This is a genomic window from Tabrizicola fusiformis (assembly GCF_013328815.1).
In the GTDB taxonomy this organism is placed as follows: domain Bacteria; phylum Pseudomonadota; class Alphaproteobacteria; order Rhodobacterales; family Rhodobacteraceae; genus Fuscibacter.
In genome coordinates, this window is the sequence record NZ_JABUHN010000001.1 from 430883 (window position 1) to 446372 (window position 15490).

Consider the following 15490-nt stretch of genomic DNA (forward strand, 5'->3'; position numbering starts at 1 on the left):
CAATCATTGCCGCCCCGACCGCGAAGAACAAGGCTCAGACGAAGAACTGTCCGCCATTGGCCGAAATGGTCGAGCCGGTGATGAAGCCGGCATCGTCCGACGCAAGGAAGACGACGGTGCGCGCGATCTCTTCCGGCTCGCCCAGACGGCCGACGGGGATCAGCGGGATGATCCGCTCTTTCAGCACCTTTTCGTCAATCGCCTTCACCATTTCCGTGGCGATATAGCCGGGGCAGATCGCGTTCACGGTGATGCCGGCCCGCGCACCTTCCTGTGCCAGCGCCTTGGTAAAGCCGAGGTCGCCAGACTTGGCCGCCGAATAGTTGGCCTGGCCTGCCTGCCCCTTCTGCCCGTTGATCGAGGAAATGTTGATCACCCGGCCAAACTTGCGGTCCCGCATCCCGTTCCACAACGGATGGGTCATGTTGAAAAGGCCGGTCAGGTTGGTGTCGATCACCTCTTTCCACTGGCCGGGGGTCATCTTGTGGAACATGGCGTCACGGGTGATGCCGGCATTGTTCACCAGAACATCCACCGGGCCGACCTCGGCCTCGACCTGGGCGATACCGGCGACGCAGGCGTCATAATCGGCGACCGACCATTTGAAGGTCGGGATGCCGGTTTCGGCGGTAAAGGCTTTGGCGGCCTCATCATTGCCGGCATAGTTGGCGGCCACCTTATAGCCCGCCGCCTTCAGCGCGACCGAAATTGCTGCGCCGATTCCACGCGATCCGCCGGTTACCAGTGCCACTCTTGCCATGTGTTCCTCCTTCAAAGGCATTTGAAATGGTATTACCGAAATGAATGAGGGCGCGCAACTTTATTGCGCGCCCATTTTGCACCTGCGGCAATATTTCCGCAGCAGCGGGATCAGGCGCGTTCGATGCACATGGCAACGCCCATGCCGCCGCCGATACACAGCGTCGCCAGACCCTTCTTGCCGCCGCTCCGGCCCAGCTCGTGGATCAGCGTGTTCAGGATGCGCGCGCCCGAGGCGCCAATCGGGTGGCCAATGGCAATTGCGCCGCCGTTGACGTTCACGATGGCCGGATCCCAGCCCATATCCTTGTTCACCGCGCAGGCTTGCGCCGCAAAGGCTTCGTTCGCCTCGACCAGATCAAGGTCGCCAACCTTCCAGCCAGCCTTGTCCAGCGCCTTGCGGCTGGCGAAGATCGGGCCGACGCCCATGATCGACGGGTCAAGCCCGGCCGTGGCATAAGAGGCGATCCGCGCCAGAACCTTGAGGCCACGCTTGGCCGCCTCGGCCTCGGACATCAGCAGCACGGCAGCCGCGCCATCGTTCAGGCCCGAGGCATTGGCCGCGGTGACCGAGCCGTCCTTGGTGAAGGCCGGACGCAGCTTCTGCATCGATTCCAGCGTGGCGCCGTGGCGGATGTATTCGTCGGAATCGACGGTGACCTCGCCCTTGCGGGTCTTGATCACGAAGGGGATGATCTCATCCTTGAACTTGCCGGCCTTTTGCGCCGCTTCGGCCTTCAACTGGCTGTTCAGCGCGAATTCGTCCTGCGCCTCGCGGCTGATCTGCCACTGGCTGGCGACGTTTTCGGCGGTGATGCCCATGTGATAGCCGTTGAAGGCATCCCAGAGGCCGTCCTTGATCATCGAATCGATGAAATTCATGTCGCCCATCTTCTGCCCGGCGCGCAGATGCGCGACATGGGGCGACAGCGACATGCTTTCCTGACCACCGGCAACGACGATGTCGGCATCGCCCAGTTGCACATGCTGCGCGCCCAGCGCCACCGCCCGCAGGCCCGAGCCGCAGACCTGGTTCAGCGACCAGGCCGAAGCCTCTTTCGCCAGACCGGCGCGGATGGCGGCCTGACGGGCCGGGTTCTGGCCCTGACCGGCGGTCAGCACCTGACCCAGAATGGTTTCGGCCACTTCGGCCTTGTCGATGCCGGCGCGGGCGACGACCGCCTCGATCACCGCGGCGCCCAATTCATGCGCCGGGGTCGCGGCGAAAGAGCCGTTGAAGCTGCCAACGGCAGTCCGAGCCGCCGAAACGATTACGACATTGGTCATGTTCTCACGCCCTCTCCCAGGAATACCACCGGCGGCTGTCGTGCCGCTGCGCAGCATGGCTATGGTTTCGGCCCGTGAAAAGCAAGCTGTGCCACCCGTTCACGTTGCCGCAGGGGCAGCATTGCGCGTCACGCCGACTTGCGCAACGGGGCTTGCGCGAAATCGGGTTTCAGGGTGGCGGCGCCGAAAAGGTAACCTTGCAGGCAATCCACCCCCATCTCCTGCAGCACCCGCGCCTCTTCCGGCCGCTCGACCATTTCGGCGACGGTAAACATCTGAAAATGCTTGCCAATCGACAGGAGCGCGGCGGTCAGGGCAGCATTGTCTGGGTCGGTGTCGATGTTGCGGATGAAGGCGCCGTCAATCTTGAGGATGTCGAAGAAGAAATCCTTGAAGTAGCGGATCGCGGTGTAACCCGAACCGAAATCGTCCAGCGCAAAGGCGACACCCTTGCGCTGCCACTCTTCCATGAAGGCGATCACCAGTTCAGGCACCATCATGGCCGAGCTTTCGGTGATTTCAAGAATCAGCCGCTCCCCCACGGTTGGGCCCGCGGCGATGCCGCGGCGCAGCACCCGGGCCCAGCGGGGATAGCCGATGGAGCGCGCCGACATGTTGACCGACACCCGCAACCCGGGATGCCGGGCCAGCGCGGCAAGGCCCATCTCCAGCGCCAGACAGTCGATTTCGCGCCCGATTTCGTGGGCTTCGACGGCATCCATGAAATCGCGCGCCGGAATCACCCGCCCCCCCGGTTCCAGCACGCGGATCAGCCCTTCGTGAAAGGCGATGCGGTTGGGGTCGCGGGCCAGCACCACCGGCTGCCAGGCCAGGCGCACACGGCGGGCGTCGATCGCTTCGCGGACCATCGCCATCGTGGCGCGGTCGTTTTCGGAAATCGCCACGCCGAGCGGGCTGTGCAGGCCCGCTGTGGCGTCGATCTTGGGTTTGCGCGGCTCGCCCGCCATACCATCCCCCATACCATCCCCGGGAATCGCCCCTGAGGGCCGTTTCGCCAGAGTGTCGCCACAGGGGTTAAGACCGGGTAAAGCTGCGGGATTGACACAAATACGAAAGATTGCGCGATGTCTGATGCCCTGCGGTGCCCCTGGTGCGGGAGCGATCCCTTGTATGTCGCCTATCACGACACCGAATGGGGGAGGCCCGAGCGTGACCCACGCGCCCTGTGGGAGAGTCTGATTCTTGAATGTTTTCAAGCTGGTCTGAGCTGGATCACCATTCTGCGGCGGCGTGAGGGCTTTCGCGCCGCCTTTGAAGGTTTCGATCCGGCGGTGATTGCCGGCTGGGGCGAGGCAGAAGTGACGCGGCTGCTGGCCGACCCGGGAATCATCCGCCACCGCGGCAAGATCGAGGGCACGATCCGCGCCGCGGGGGCCTATCTGCGGATCGAAGAGCGCGAAGGGTTTGCGAATTTCATCTGGCGCCATGCCCCGCCGCCGCGACCCCGCCCACGGGCGATGGGGGATGTCCCGGCGCAGACAGAAGCCTCGGTCGCGCTGTCCAAGGCGTTGAAGAAAGAGGGGTTTTCTTTCTGCGGGCCGGTGATCGTCTATGCCTTCATGCAGGCGTCGGGGCTGGTGAACGACCATCTGGAAAGCTGCCCGCACGGGTGATAGGCTGACGGGATGGGTCGGCAGTTCACCCAGACGTCACCGGGCCGTTTGGCCAGCTAAACCTGCCTTCTGCGCCGTCAGTCCCCCCTTCGGTGCCTGATCGTCAAGCCGGTGACTCACGATGTTGCAAGCGCACCTGATGAGGATGACATGACGCGCGATGCGCTTTGCCTGACGGTCGAGGATCTCTCGGCCTTTGCCCGCAACCTGCACAAACAGCTTGCGGCGGAACCGGCCCTTCCGGGCCATCTGAGCCTTCTCAACATGCTGGCCCGGGCGGCTGGTTTTCGGAATTATCAGCATTTTCGGGCCGTTGGCGCGGCGGCCGACCGGCTTGCAGCCCCAGAGCCCACCGCCGACATGGTCGCGGTGGAGCAGGCGCTGCGGCAGTTTGACGGCGCCGGGCGGTTAATCCGCTGGCCCGGGCGGACCAGCCAGCAGAAGCTGGCGCTCTGGGCGCTGTGGTCGCGGCTGCCGAAAGGGGAGACCCTCACCGAACGCCAGATCAGCGAGCGGCTGAACCATTGGCACCTGTTCGGGGATGCCGCGATCATCCGGCGGACGCTGTGGGAGATGCGGCTGGTCAGCCGGTCAGAGGGGCGGGATTACCTGCGGATCGAACAGGCGCCAGACCCCACGGCGCGGGCGCTGATCCGGGCGGTGATGGCGCGGCGGGGATAGATGGGGTCTTTTACCCGTCTTCTTTCTGTCTTGCTTCCGTCTCTACGGAACCCAAACGAAAAGGCCCCGCCGGAGCGGGGCCTTTTGCATAGCGGTGGCCTGAAATCAGGCCAGAGCGGCCTTGGCCTGTGCGGCGATGGCGTTGAACGCCTCCGGCTCATGCACGGCGAGATCGGCCAGAACCTTGCGGTCCACCTCGATGCCGGCCTTGTTCAGGCCGTCGATCAGGCGCGAATAGGTCATCTCGAGGTCGAACAGCCGGACGGCAGCGTTGATCCGCTGGATCCACAGCGCGCGGAACTGGCGCTTGCGGGCCTTGCGGTCGCGGGTGGCGTATTGCTGGGCCTTGTCAACGGCCTGGGTGGCGGTGCGGAAGTTGCGCGAACGGGCGGAGTAATAGCCCGAAGCGGCCTTGATCACCTTGCGGTGACGGGCGTGCGTGACAACACCGGATTTGACGCGGGACATCTGATGTTCTCCTTACCGGTCGTAGGGCATGTATTTTTTGACGATCTTGGCGTCGCTGTCGCACAGGATCATCGCACCGGACGCATCCCGAACGAACTTCGTGGTGCGCTTGATCATGCCGTGGCGCTTGCCGGCGGGACCGGCCTTCACCCGACCGGAGGCCGTGAAGCTGAAACGCTTCTTCGCCGCCGACTTGGTCTTCATCTTGGGCATTTCCATCTCCGTGGTTATCGCGCGCGACTCGGCATGCCACATTCGCCGGCCTCGCGGGGTAGTCGAAGCCGCCCTAATAGGCAGGCCCCGGGGAAAGAGCAAGGGGTTACTTCAGAAGCCGCCCGACCACACCCGCCACCACATCGGGCAGTTGGGCAAAGGTATAGCCCGAGGGGTGCCTGGTCAGCGCCACCACGATCAGCACGCCGCCGATCAGCAGCATGATGGCCCCGGTCCGGGGGGCGCGGCTTTCGGAATAGGCGGCAAGCAGTGAGGGGATGGCCAGCACCGACAGAAGCATCCCGATCACCAGTATCAGGTCGGTATCCATCTTACCCCTCACCACGTTGTTGACGGGCTTAGGTTATTCGGGATCAACCCGCGAAATCAACCGCTCATCGCAGGGGGCCACGCGCAGGATGTTGGTGGTGCCCTTGACGTTGAACGGCACGCCGGCGGTAACGACGATCATGTCTTCCTCACCGGCAAAGCCATCGGCCCGCGCCGCCTTGACGGCAGAAATCACCGCGCCCTTGAAGCGTTCCTGCGGTTCGGTGATCACGCAATGCGCGCCCCAGATCAGCGCGGTGCGCCGGGCGGTGGACAGAAGCGGCGTCAGGGCGATGATCGGCACATGCGGACGTTCGCGCGCCACAAGGTTCACCGTGTTGCCCGACTGGCTGAAACAGGCGATGGCCTTGATATTGGTCGCTTCGGCAATCTCGCGCGCAGCGGAAACGATGCCGTCGGCGATGGTCTCGCGGCGGACGACCCGGCTGGCCTCGATGATCTGGCGATAGGTCTGGTCCTTTTCGACCGACATGGCGACGTTGTTCATCGTGGCGACGGCCTCGATCGGATATTTGCCCGCCGCCGATTCCGCCGAGAGCATGACGGCATCGGCGCCTTCATAGATCGCGGTGGCCACATCGGACACTTCGGCGCGGGTGGGCACCGGGCTTTCGATCATCGATTCCATCATCTGAGTGGCGACGATCACCGGCTTGGCAGCGGCGCGGGCGCCACGCACAAGGCGCTTCTGGATCGGCGGCACCGAATGCACCGGCAGTTCGACGCCAAGGTCGCCACGCGCCACCATGATGCCGTCCGAGACCTGAAGGATGGCGTCATAGGCTTTGACCGCCGCAGGCTTTTCGATCTTGGACAGGATGGCGGCGCGGCCCTTGGCCAGTTGCCGCGCCTCGATCACATCCTCGGGGCGCTGCACGAAGGAAAGCGCCAGCCAGTCCACGCCCAGCTCGCAGGCAAATTCCAGATCGTCCCGGTCCTTTTCCGACAGCGCGGCCAGCGGCAGCACCACGTCCGGCACGTTCACGCCCTTGCGGTTGGAAATCGTGCCGCCCACCGTGACGGTGCAATTGGCGAAATCCTTGCCGCAATCATCGACATGCAGGCGGATCTTGCCGTCATTGACCAGAAGGGTCGAACCGGGTTCAAGGGCGGCAAAAATCTCGGGGTGGGGAAGCTGCACCCGGGCGGCGTCGCCGGGGGTGGCGGAAAGGTCCATGCGGAACTTTGCGCCTTCGATCAGCTCTTCGGACCCGTCGGCGAACACGCCCACCCGCAGCTTCGGCCCCTGAAGGTCGGCCAGAATGCCGATGGGGCGACCGGTTTCCGTCTCGATCTGGCGGATGATCTTGTGGCGGGCGGCGATGTCGGCATGGGTGCCGTGGCTCATGTTCAGGCGGAACACATCGGCCCCGGCCTCGAAAAGCGCACGGATCATCGGATAATCACTTGACGCGGGGCCGAGAGTGGCGACGATCTTGACGTTACGCAGGCGTCTCATGGGGCAGTCCTTCAATTCGCGGGTCCGGTGGCCGCGCGTCTTATCGCGCAAAAGCCCCGGCGGGGCAACTGCGGTGACCCGTTAGCGCTAACTTTTTCCGCCCGGCCTTCCAATTTGCCGCAGTCTGGGCAAGGAAGAGGCAAAGGCGGAGGGGCAATGGGCGAAGCGTTCCAGATCATCGGCGAAGATCGCCCCGGTCGCTGGCTGGTGACCTGCGACCATGCCTCGAACCGGGTGCCCGATTGGGTGGGCGGCGGCGACCTGGGCATCTCGGCGGAGGATATGGCGCGCCATATCGCCTGGGATGTCGGCGCTTGGGGGCTGGCGCAGGAGCTGGGGCGGCTGTTGGACAGTCCGGTGATCGGGTCATGCTTTTCGCGGCTGGTGATTGATGCCAACCGGGGCGAGGAAGACCCGACGCTGGTGATGAAGCTCTATGACGGCACGATCATTCCGGCGAACCGGCATGTCGGGCCGGTTGAGGTTGAAGAGCGGCTGGCGCGGCTTTACCGGCCCTATCACGCGGCCTATGCCGGGCTGGCGGCGCGGCGGGCGGATACGGTCGTGCTGGCGGTGCATTCGTTCACGCCCTGCCTGAAAGGGCGGGCACCGCGGCCCTGGCATGTGGGGGTGCTGCATTCTCATCTGGATGACCGGCTGTCGCGGGCGCTGATCACCCGGCTGCGGCAAGAGGCGGACCTGTGCATCGGCGATAACGAGCCCTATGCCGGGCATCTGCCGGGCGATGCGATTGATCGCCATGCGCTGCGCCCGGGGCGGCACAATACGCTGATCGAGTTGCGCAACGATCTGATCGGCGATGCGGCAGCGCAGGAGGCATGGGCCGCACGTCTGGCGCCGGTGCTGTCAGAGGTGCTGCCGGGGATGTGAGGCGGATGGGCCCGTAGGATGGGCAATCTGCCCATCTTACCCGCCGAAGGCCCGCAGCAGCGCCGCCACCGCCACCCCGCCAATCGCCGCCCCCACATCGTTGCGGGTCCAAAGCGCCAGCGCCGTTGCCGTGCCAAGGGCCAGCGCCTCGGTCAGCCCGCCCGCGGCCAGCGCCAGCGCGGTGATGCCCGACATCACCGCCAGCGGCGTGGCGCGCAGCGCGGCATCCAGCCGGTGCGAGCGGGGCAGATAGCGCATGGCGGCAAAGCCTGCCAGACGGCAGGCCAGCGCGGCGGCGGCGGCAACCAGCAGCATCGCGGTCAGCGAGGGGGTCATTTCCCGGTGCCTTTCCCGGTGTCTTTCGCAGTGGCCGCGGCAAAGCCGCCTCCGGCGATGCCCGCCGCGACGATGCCCCAGCCCGCTCCAGCCCATGCGCCCATGGCCAGCGCGGCCCCGGCGCCGATGGCCACCGGCACCAGCGAGGCGGGCGCCTTCACCATCACTGCCATCATCGAGGCGGCAAAGGCGGGCAGCATCAGGTCCGCCCCCAGCGCCTTGGGGTCGGGCAGGATGGCGCCGAACACCGCGCCTGCCAGCGTTCCGGCCAGCCAGACCACCAGCAGCGGCACGCCGGTGCCCAAGAGATAGGCCCGGTCCTCTTCGCCCGCGTCGATCACCTTCATGGTGGCGATCCAGTTGGCATCGCCCAGAAACAAAAGGCTGATCAGCGACCGCCCGGTGCCCGCCTGCGACAGCCAGGGTTGCAGCGTGGCGCCAAACAGCAGGTAGCGCGCGTTCATCACCAGCACGGTGGCGGCGATGGCCCAAAGCGTGGCCTGACCGCTTTGCATCACGCTGACCGCGGCAAGCTGGGCCGAGCCGGAAAAGACCGTGGCACTATAGGCCATGGCCATGCCGGCACCCATGCCCGCCTGTGCCGCGACGATGCCGAAGGCCAGCCCATAGACCAGAATGGGCAGCGCCATGGCCAGACCCACGCGGAAGCCGCGCCGGAATCCGGCCAGACCAAAGGGCGCGCGGGGGGGCATGGTCAGAGGGCGGCCTTGCGCATTTCGTCCAGATAGATCTCGCGCAGACGGGTGGCGACCGGACCGGGTTTGCCATTGCCGACATCGCCGCCGTCAACCTGCACCACCGGCATCACAAAGGCCGAAGCCGAGGTGATGAAGGCTTCGTCAGCGGCCTGTGCCTCGTCGATGGTGAAGGGGCGTTCTTCGACCACCATCTGCGCTTCGGCGGCAAAGCGCAGCACGGCAGCGCGGGTGATGCCGTGCAGGATGTCGCTGGACAGTTGCCGGGTGATGATGCGGTTGCCCTTGACGATATAGGCGTTGTTCGAGGTGCCTTCGGTCACCGCCCCATCCTCGACGAACCAGGCGTCATCGACGCCGGCCTTCTTGGCCATCATCTTGCCCATCGAGGGGTAGAGAAGCTGCACCGTCTTGATGTCGCGGCGGCCCCAGCGGATGTCGGGGATCGAGATCACCTTGAGGCCGATGGCGGCCTGCGGGCTTTCCGCCATGCCGGGCTTGGACTGGGTGAAGAGAACCACGGTGGGGGCCACGTCCGGCCCCGGGAAGGCAAAGTCACGGTCGCCCGGATTGCCGCGCGTGACCTGCAGGTAGACCATGCCATCGGTGATCTCATTGCGGGCCACCAGTTCGCGGTGGATCGCCAGCCATTCGGCATCGGAATGGGGGTTCTGCATCTCCAGTTCCGACAGGCTGCGCGCCAGCCGGGCGCAATGGCCACCAAAGTCGATCAGCTTGCCGCCCAGAACCGAGGTGACCTCATAAACGCCATCGGCCATCAGAAAGCCCCGGTCGAAGACCGAGACCTTGGCTTCGGTTTCAGGCAGGTAGTCGCCGTTCAGATAGACGGTGCGGGTCATGGGCATTCTCGCGGTTGAAGGTCAGTGCAGGGCGGAAGGGGCGGGCTTGGGTTGCAGATCGGGGCAGGTGATGCTGCCGATCCAGTCGTCAAATTCGTCAAATGGCCAGTCCAGATGGCTGGAAAGCGTCAGGAGCATAAGGTGGCGCATGCCCGGACGCTGCGAGATCACCACGGCCATTTGCGTGCTGCCCTCCGCATGGGTGTCGCGGCTGGATTTGCGACTGAAGATGCCGGGGCGGATTTCGCGCGTGGCGCTGGTGAAGCTTGCGGGCCAGGAAATGTCGGTGCCGGCGGTACTGTCCAGAGGAAGCTCGTAAATCTTCAGACCCAGCCAGAAGGCCGGATGTTCCCAGCCGCTGCCGTTTTCGTCGGTTTTCGGCGCAAGATAGCCGGGAAGGCTCAGCGTCCAGCTCGCTGTCAGGAAGTGACAGACCAAGCGCTTGCGGTAGCCGATGCCCCGGGGGGCGGGAACCTGATCGGTCGCCTTGCGCAGGGCCGCGTATTCGGCGCAGGCTTCGGCAAGATCGGCGGGCAGCGGATGGCCGAGGGCCACCAGTCGGGCAACCGTATGGTCGATCTGCTGTTCGGTCAGGGGGTCGGCGGCATTGCAGGCGGGGCGCCACGGGGCATTCATCCAGAGTTGCGCGCGCAAAAGCCCTTCCCAGGTGGCGGGCGTCAGGCCGCGATCCCACCAGATAAAGAACTCTGCCGCCCTGTCGCGCAGATCAGCCGCAGACAAGTCGGGTATCTGGGCGCACCACGCGGGGCTTTGCGGGCCGAGCGGGCCGTTGTAGGTCTCTCCGGTCAGACCAAGCCCCAAGGGCAGGCACAGGGCGTTGCCAGCCCCCGGCATGTTCGCCACGGACCACGACAGCCCGCGCAGGAAATCGGCCATGCTGCCTTGCAGGGCCGCGAAATCCTTGTGCCGGGCGTATCCGGTTTCGTCCAGGTCATAGCCTTCGCTGTCGGTCCAGCGCCAGCCCAGATCCAGTTTCCGGTCCAGATGTTCCATCATCTCGACCACAGCCGCGTGAAACCCCGGCCCGCCGTTGGAGCTGCGAAAATCGGCGGTGATCCGGTCATGTTCAGCGGTGAAGATCACCGGATCGGCGACGGGCACAAGGCTGATCTCAAGGTTCCCGTCATCAGTTATCTGGGTCTGGAATAGCGGGCCCAGCCCCTGTGCGCTGGCCCAGTCGCTGGCGCCGCGAGCGATGGTTTCAAGCGCCCGCCTGCCCGACAAGCGCAGGACCAGCCCTTTTGGCAGGGCGCGGCTGTAGGCCTGAGCGTCAATTCCCATCGCGCAAAGCTCCCGGCGCCGCAGGCCGGACGGGCAAGGGCTGGCTTCGGGTTTCGGACAGTTGAACCTTGCCGTCAAGGTGCGAAAGCCCGAGTCCCACCCGTCAGCCGAGGAGCAGCGCCATATCCACGCGGTCGAGGCCGGGGCCGAAACCGTCGGGGGTGTGGGCGGTGACGGCGAAGCCGAAACCGGCGTAAAAGCCCTGCGTGTGCTGGCTGGTGGAGAGGATCAGCCGTTCCACGCCCGGCAGGGTTCGGGCGAGGGCCAGCCGCGCCTCGGTCAGCCGGGTGCCGAGGCGCTGGCCGTGGCGGTCGCGCGCCACCATGCCCCAGGTCAGATGCGCGTCGGGGCCGCTGATCTCGATCCCGCCGCAGGCGAGGATATCACCTTCATCCTCCAGCACCAGATAGGGCGCGTCTGAGGGGCGGGGGGCGGTCAGGAAGGAGGCGAACTCCTCCCGCTCGGACGGGGCGAAAAAGCGGGGGCAGTTGCCGTCGAAAAGCGCAAGGCAGGCGGTGATGTCATCGGGCCGGAAGGGGCGGAAAAGGGTCATGGCGACGGCAGCCCGAACAATTGAAAAAAGGGGCCCGCGTGGTGCCGGGCCCCTGATCTTGCGCGGAACAGGTCGGCTCAGTTGGTCATCAGATAGTAGCTGTTGCGCTTGCTGCCGTTGTTCTGGACCGTGACATAGAAGTAGCCGTTCCACGAGGGCACGAAGTCGCAATAGACCTTGTCGGACCAGCTCACGTCATAGCAGATCGTGTTGCCGTTCTCGTCGGTCACCAGCACGTCGAGGTTGGCATCGCCGTCGCCGACCACGGCGAGTTCGGCATAGCTGTTGCCGTAGAAGGGCACTTCCCAGACATCGGTCTGCCCGGCGGGCAGGCGCGACAGGGTGGAGGACGCGCCGCCGATCCGCCCGCGCGACCCTTCGGCCTCGGCATCCTCGATCAGGCCGGCCAGAACCTCATCCTCGCCCGCCAGTTCCTTGGCCGAGGCCATCATGGTGGCGGCATCGACGGGGGCGTCGACGCCGTCTTCCTGACCTGCGGTTTCGGTGCCTTCGGTCTTCTTCTTCTGCTCGACTTCCTTGACATCGACCGAAGCGGCCAGCTTGGCGGCGGTCAGCACCGTCAGCGCATCCTTGTTGGCCATGCCAAGGGCGTAGAGGTCTTGCGCGAGGGCCAGCGTGGCGACGCCGCCCTTGGTGCCGGTGGCGCTGGTGTCGACATTGGGGCCTTTGTTCTCGGCCATCACGGGGAGCGAGAGCGTGACGAGGGCGGTGGTGGCGAGAGCGGCGAAAAGGGTTTTGGTGGTCATGTCCTGAAATCCTTGTGCTTTGCCCCTCCTCCGGGGCCGATGCGGCAAATCTTGCATCCCCGCGCCCTTTTGGGAAGAGGACAGCCCATGACAAATTCCGTCATTGGCGGCGGTTTGGGCGCTTTCACCGGGGCGCGGCGCGCGCTAGGTCTGGCGGACGACAGGGAGCAGGATGCAGATGCGCGATATTCTTGAACGGCTGATGGCGTTTGACACGGTGTCGTCGCGGCCCAACCGGGCGTTGATGGACTATGTCGCCGAGGTGCTGGCCGGGGCCGGGATTGCCTCGGTTCTGGTGCCGGATGCGGGCGGCGGCAAAGCCAATCTCTGGGCGACGGTCGGGCCGGAGGGGGTGGGGGGTGTCATGCTCTCGGGCCATACTGATGTGGTGCCGGTCGAGGGGCAGGCATGGACCAAGCCGCCCTTCGCGCTGACCGAGGCGGACGGGCGGTTCTACGGCCGGGGTGCGGCGGATATGAAGGGCTTTGTCGCCTGCGCCATTGCCGCCATGCTGGATGCCGCGCGGCGGCCGCTGAAGGTGCCGCTGCATCTGGCGCTGTCTTATGACGAAGAGATCGGCTGCATGGGGGTGCGCAGCCTGATCGACATGCTGGATGGGGCGCCGGTGCGGCCGCGCTTCTGCATCGTGGGGGAACCTACGGCGATGCAGGTGGCGACGGGCCACAAGGGCAAGGTGGCGCTGCGCGCAACCTGTGTGGGGCGCGAGGGGCATTCAGCGCTGGCGCCGCTGGCCCTGAACGCGCTGCATCTGGCGGCGGATTTCATCGGGGTGATCCGGGGCGTTCAGGCGCGCATCGCCGCCGAGGGGCCCTTCGACGGCGATTATGACGTGCCCTATACCACGGTTCATGCCGGCAAGATGAATGGCGGGGTGCAGGTGAACATCGTGCCGAATACCGCGGTGATCGACTTTGAAATCCGATCACTCGCGGGGGTGGATGTCGAGGCGCTGATCGCCGAATTGCGCGCCGGGGCCGAAGCGGTGGTGGCGCCGCTGCGGGCCGATTTCTCCGAGGCGGAAATCCGGGTGGAGCGGTTGTGGGATTACCCCGGCCTTGGCACGCCGACGGATGCGGCAGTGGTGAATTTCGTCAAGGGCCTGACCGGGGCGAATGGCACGATCAAAGTGGCCTTCGGCACCGAAGGCGGCCTGTTCGACGCCCGGCTGGGGGTGCCCACGGTGATCTGCGGCCCCGGCTCGATGGCGCAGGGCCACAAGCCGGACGAATTCGTGACGGTCGAGCAGATGGACCGCTGTCAGGCGATGCTGGCCGCACTGGTGGCGCGCTGCGAGGCGGGGTTCTGAAGCCCCCGCCCTTTGGTTTGCCGGGCAGGCCGCCGGGGGTTTCACACCCCCGGAACCCCGTGGAGTATTTCGAAAGGTGCAAACGGGGCGGTGGATGAGGCGCGGAGGGAGGCGGGGCGATGGTGGATGACATGTTGCGCGCGGCCTTCTTCATCGGGCTGCTGACGGTCTGGCTGGGGTTTGCCTGCATGATCGTTCCGGCGCAGCTTCGCTTTGTTTTCCGGCGTGCATGGTGGACAACGCTGTCGATGCCCTTCGGCGAGCGGTTGCAGGTTGTGAACGAGGAAATCCGCAACATCGGGAAAACCCGGATTGGCCGGTTGGGGCAGGCTCTGGCGGCGGCGGGGATTTCGGTGCTGATCCTGACCGGGATCGCAAAAATCGTGCTGCTGGTCGTCGCGCGGCAGGGCGGCTAGGCCCGGGGGCGGGCGAGCCAGTCGCGCAGGCGGGACTGATGCGCGGGGATGGCGTCGGGCAGGGCGAGGTAGGTGGCGATGGGCGGGATGTCCCAACGCTCCCCTTCAGAGCCGAAGCGGATCAGCGGCAGGTGGCTTTCGGCGAGCGGCGCGACGAGGAACCATGCGGGCCGGGCGCCCGGTGTGGCGGCATAGCTGCGCTGGTGGCAGATCGTGGCGGGGTCGAGGGTGAGGCCGAATTCCTCGTGAACTTCGCGCAGGGCGCAGTCCTGCGGGCTTTCGCCGCCTTCGCGCCCGCCGCCGGGCAAGTCCCAACAGCCGGGGAAGGGCAGGCCGGGGAAGCTGTCGCGTTTGTAGATCAGGATGCGGTCAGCGAGCAGGAGGGCGATCTTGGCGCCGTGGAAATCGCTGCCGTCCCACATCGCCCTATCCCCGTGGCGCCGCCGCCCGCCGCAGCCGGTCATTGATGGCGCGGCCAAGGCCGGTTTCAGGGATGGGGGCGATGGCGATGGTGCCCCCGGGGCCAGCAAGCCGGTCTGCCTCGCGCAGCAGGTGGAAGAGGTTGGCGGCGGCTTCGGTGAGGTCGCCGGTGGGCGAGAGGTTCAGCGCGGCCGCGCCGGGGCCGAAGCCGAGGCGGATTTCGCCGGGGCGGGTGTCCCGGGCATTCAGGCGGATCGCGGCTGCGGGGGCGTAGTGGCTGGCCAATTGGCCGGGGGCATTGGGCTTGGCCGCATTGCCGCCGGTGGTGAGCGGGCCGATCAGCGCCTCGATCGACTCTGCCGGCAGGCCGCCGGGGCGCAGCAGGCTCGCGGTGCCGTCCAGCCCGAGGATGGTGGATTCCACCCCCACCGCGCAGGCGCCGCCGTCCAGAATGGCATCGATCCGGCCCGAAAGCCCTTCGGCCACGTGGGCGGCGCGGGTCGGGCTGACCCGGCCCGAGGGGTTGGCGGAAGGCGCCGCCAAGGGGCCGCCAAAGGCGCGCAGCAGCGCCTGCGCCACCGGATGGGCGGGCACGCGGATGGCCACGGTCGGCAATTCGGCGGTGACCAGCGGCGACAGGCCCGCGCCGGGGCGCAGCGGCAGCACCAGCGTCAGCGGTCCGGGCCAGAAGGCGGCGGCCAGCGCGCGGGCGCGGTCATCGAACAGGGCGAATTCTTCGGCGGCGGCAAGGTCGGGCAGATGGGCGATGAGGGGGTTGAAGCGGGGGCGGTCCTTGGCGGCAAAGATGCCCGCCACGGCCCGGTCGCTGCGCGCATCGCCGCCAAGGCCGTAAACCGTCTCGGTCGGGAAGGCGACCAGCCCACCCGCCCGCAGAATGTCTGCGGCCCGGGCAAGGCCGGCGGCGTCGGGAGCAAGGAATAGGGTGGCGGGCATGGCGTGACGCAGCGTAGGGGTTGAAGCGGAGGCGGGGCTGGCTAACCTCTGCCTGCATCGCCCATACCCGGCCCATTGCCGCTTGCCAAGCCGACC

At 66.2% G+C, this 15490-nt stretch carries 20 protein-coding genes; 5 read left to right on the forward strand and 15 right to left on the reverse strand.

Going from position 1 to position 15490, the window contains the following annotated elements; translation table 11 throughout:
- Window positions 1-34: 34 nt before the first annotated feature.
- The 3 genes from phbB to HS053_RS02060 form a co-directional block, all read right to left on the reverse strand.
- Window positions 35-760, reverse strand: a complete 726-nt coding sequence (phbB, locus tag HS053_RS02050; RefSeq protein ID WP_174209513.1) for an acetoacetyl-CoA reductase — start codon at window positions 758-760, stop codon at window positions 35-37.
- Between the two features lie 110 nt (window positions 761-870).
- Window positions 871-2046 carry an acetyl-CoA C-acetyltransferase gene (locus tag HS053_RS02055; RefSeq protein WP_174209514.1) on the reverse strand — a complete coding sequence of 392 codons (1176 nt, stop codon included), beginning with the start codon at window positions 2044-2046 and terminating at the stop codon, window positions 871-873.
- Window positions 2047-2174: 128 nt separating this feature from the next.
- Entirely contained in the window at window positions 2175-3014 is an 840-nt protein-coding gene (locus HS053_RS02060; protein ID WP_174209515.1) for an EAL domain-containing protein, read from the reverse strand.
- Between the two features lie 117 nt (window positions 3015-3131).
- Here HS053_RS02060 and HS053_RS02065 point away from each other — a divergent pair, with 117 nt between their 5' ends.
- Window positions 3132-3680, forward strand: a complete 549-nt coding sequence (locus HS053_RS02065) for a DNA-3-methyladenine glycosylase I (RefSeq protein ID WP_174209516.1) — start codon at window positions 3132-3134, stop codon at window positions 3678-3680.
- Window positions 3681-3830: 150 nt separating this feature from the next.
- Window positions 3831-4361 carry a DUF2087 domain-containing protein gene (locus HS053_RS02070; RefSeq protein WP_174209517.1) on the forward strand — a complete coding sequence of 177 codons (531 nt, stop codon included), beginning with the start codon at window positions 3831-3833 and terminating at the stop codon, window positions 4359-4361.
- Between the two features lie 105 nt (window positions 4362-4466).
- Here HS053_RS02070 and rplT read toward each other — a convergent pair whose 3' ends face one another.
- From rplT to pyk, 4 genes are all read right to left on the reverse strand, one after another.
- Window positions 4467-4829 (reverse strand): 50S ribosomal protein L20, encoded by a 363-nt coding sequence (rplT, locus tag HS053_RS02075; RefSeq protein ID WP_174209518.1) that lies wholly within the window; start codon window positions 4827-4829, stop codon window positions 4467-4469.
- A gap of 12 nt (window positions 4830-4841) precedes the next feature.
- On the reverse strand, window positions 4842-5042 hold the full coding sequence (gene rpmI, locus HS053_RS02080) for a 50S ribosomal protein L35 (protein WP_103259124.1): 201 nt from the start codon (window positions 5040-5042) through the stop codon (window positions 4842-4844).
- Window positions 5043-5148: 106 nt separating this feature from the next.
- A complete protein-coding gene (locus tag HS053_RS02085; RefSeq protein ID WP_174209519.1) occupies window positions 5149-5373 on the reverse strand; it encodes a hypothetical protein in 225 nt (74 codons plus the stop codon).
- A 33-nt stretch (window positions 5374-5406) separates the two neighbouring features.
- A complete protein-coding gene (gene pyk, locus HS053_RS02090; protein ID WP_174209520.1) occupies window positions 5407-6852 on the reverse strand; it encodes a pyruvate kinase in 1446 nt (481 codons plus the stop codon).
- 156 nt (window positions 6853-7008) lie between these two features.
- On the opposite strand from pyk, the gene HS053_RS02095 reads away from it, so the two are divergent.
- Window positions 7009-7743 carry an N-formylglutamate amidohydrolase gene (locus HS053_RS02095; RefSeq protein WP_174209521.1) on the forward strand — a complete coding sequence of 245 codons (735 nt, stop codon included), beginning with the start codon at window positions 7009-7011 and terminating at the stop codon, window positions 7741-7743.
- A gap of 36 nt (window positions 7744-7779) precedes the next feature.
- Here HS053_RS02095 and HS053_RS02100 read toward each other — a convergent pair whose 3' ends face one another.
- The 6 genes from HS053_RS02100 to HS053_RS02125 form a co-directional block, all read right to left on the reverse strand.
- Entirely contained in the window at window positions 7780-8079 is a 300-nt protein-coding gene (locus tag HS053_RS02100) for an AzlD domain-containing protein (protein WP_174209522.1), read from the reverse strand.
- On the reverse strand, window positions 8076-8792 hold the full coding sequence (locus HS053_RS02105) for an AzlC family ABC transporter permease (protein WP_174209523.1): 717 nt from the start codon (window positions 8790-8792) through the stop codon (window positions 8076-8078). Before HS053_RS02105 ends, HS053_RS02100 begins: the two co-directional genes overlap by 4 nt.
- Before the next feature lie 2 nt (window positions 8793-8794).
- Window positions 8795-9655: a D-amino-acid transaminase gene (locus tag HS053_RS02110; RefSeq protein ID WP_174209524.1), complete on the reverse strand. Its 861-nt coding sequence runs from the start codon at window positions 9653-9655 to the stop codon at window positions 8795-8797.
- Between the two features lie 21 nt (window positions 9656-9676).
- On the reverse strand, window positions 9677-10957 hold the full coding sequence (locus HS053_RS02115; RefSeq protein ID WP_174209525.1) for a hypothetical protein: 1281 nt from the start codon (window positions 10955-10957) through the stop codon (window positions 9677-9679).
- 103 nt (window positions 10958-11060) lie between these two features.
- Window positions 11061-11510 carry a GNAT family N-acetyltransferase gene (locus tag HS053_RS02120; RefSeq protein ID WP_174209526.1) on the reverse strand — a complete coding sequence of 150 codons (450 nt, stop codon included), beginning with the start codon at window positions 11508-11510 and terminating at the stop codon, window positions 11061-11063.
- Between the two features lie 77 nt (window positions 11511-11587).
- Window positions 11588-12277: a hypothetical protein gene (locus HS053_RS02125; RefSeq protein ID WP_174209527.1), complete on the reverse strand. Its 690-nt coding sequence runs from the start codon at window positions 12275-12277 to the stop codon at window positions 11588-11590.
- A 178-nt stretch (window positions 12278-12455) separates the two neighbouring features.
- Between HS053_RS02125 and argE the strand changes: the two genes are divergently transcribed.
- Together argE and HS053_RS02135 are read left to right on the forward strand one after the other, a co-directional pair.
- The gene (argE, locus tag HS053_RS02130) at window positions 12456-13604 is read left to right on the forward strand and encodes an acetylornithine deacetylase (protein ID WP_206677570.1); all 1149 of its coding nucleotides are present in this window, start codon (window positions 12456-12458) and stop codon (window positions 13602-13604) included.
- 119 nt (window positions 13605-13723) lie between these two features.
- Complete coding sequence (locus tag HS053_RS02135; protein WP_174209529.1) at window positions 13724-14020, forward strand: hypothetical protein; 297 nt, start codon at window positions 13724-13726, stop codon at window positions 14018-14020.
- Here HS053_RS02135 and HS053_RS02140 read toward each other — a convergent pair.
- The gene (locus HS053_RS02140) at window positions 14017-14442 is read right to left on the reverse strand and encodes an NUDIX domain-containing protein (protein WP_174209530.1); all 426 of its coding nucleotides are present in this window, start codon (window positions 14440-14442) and stop codon (window positions 14017-14019) included. The genes HS053_RS02135 and HS053_RS02140 overlap by 4 nt on opposite strands.
- 4 nt (window positions 14443-14446) lie before the next feature.
- Window positions 14447-15394 carry an L-threonylcarbamoyladenylate synthase gene (locus tag HS053_RS02145; protein ID WP_174209531.1) on the reverse strand — a complete coding sequence of 316 codons (948 nt, stop codon included), beginning with the start codon at window positions 15392-15394 and terminating at the stop codon, window positions 14447-14449.
- Window positions 15395-15490 lie beyond the last annotated feature (96 nt).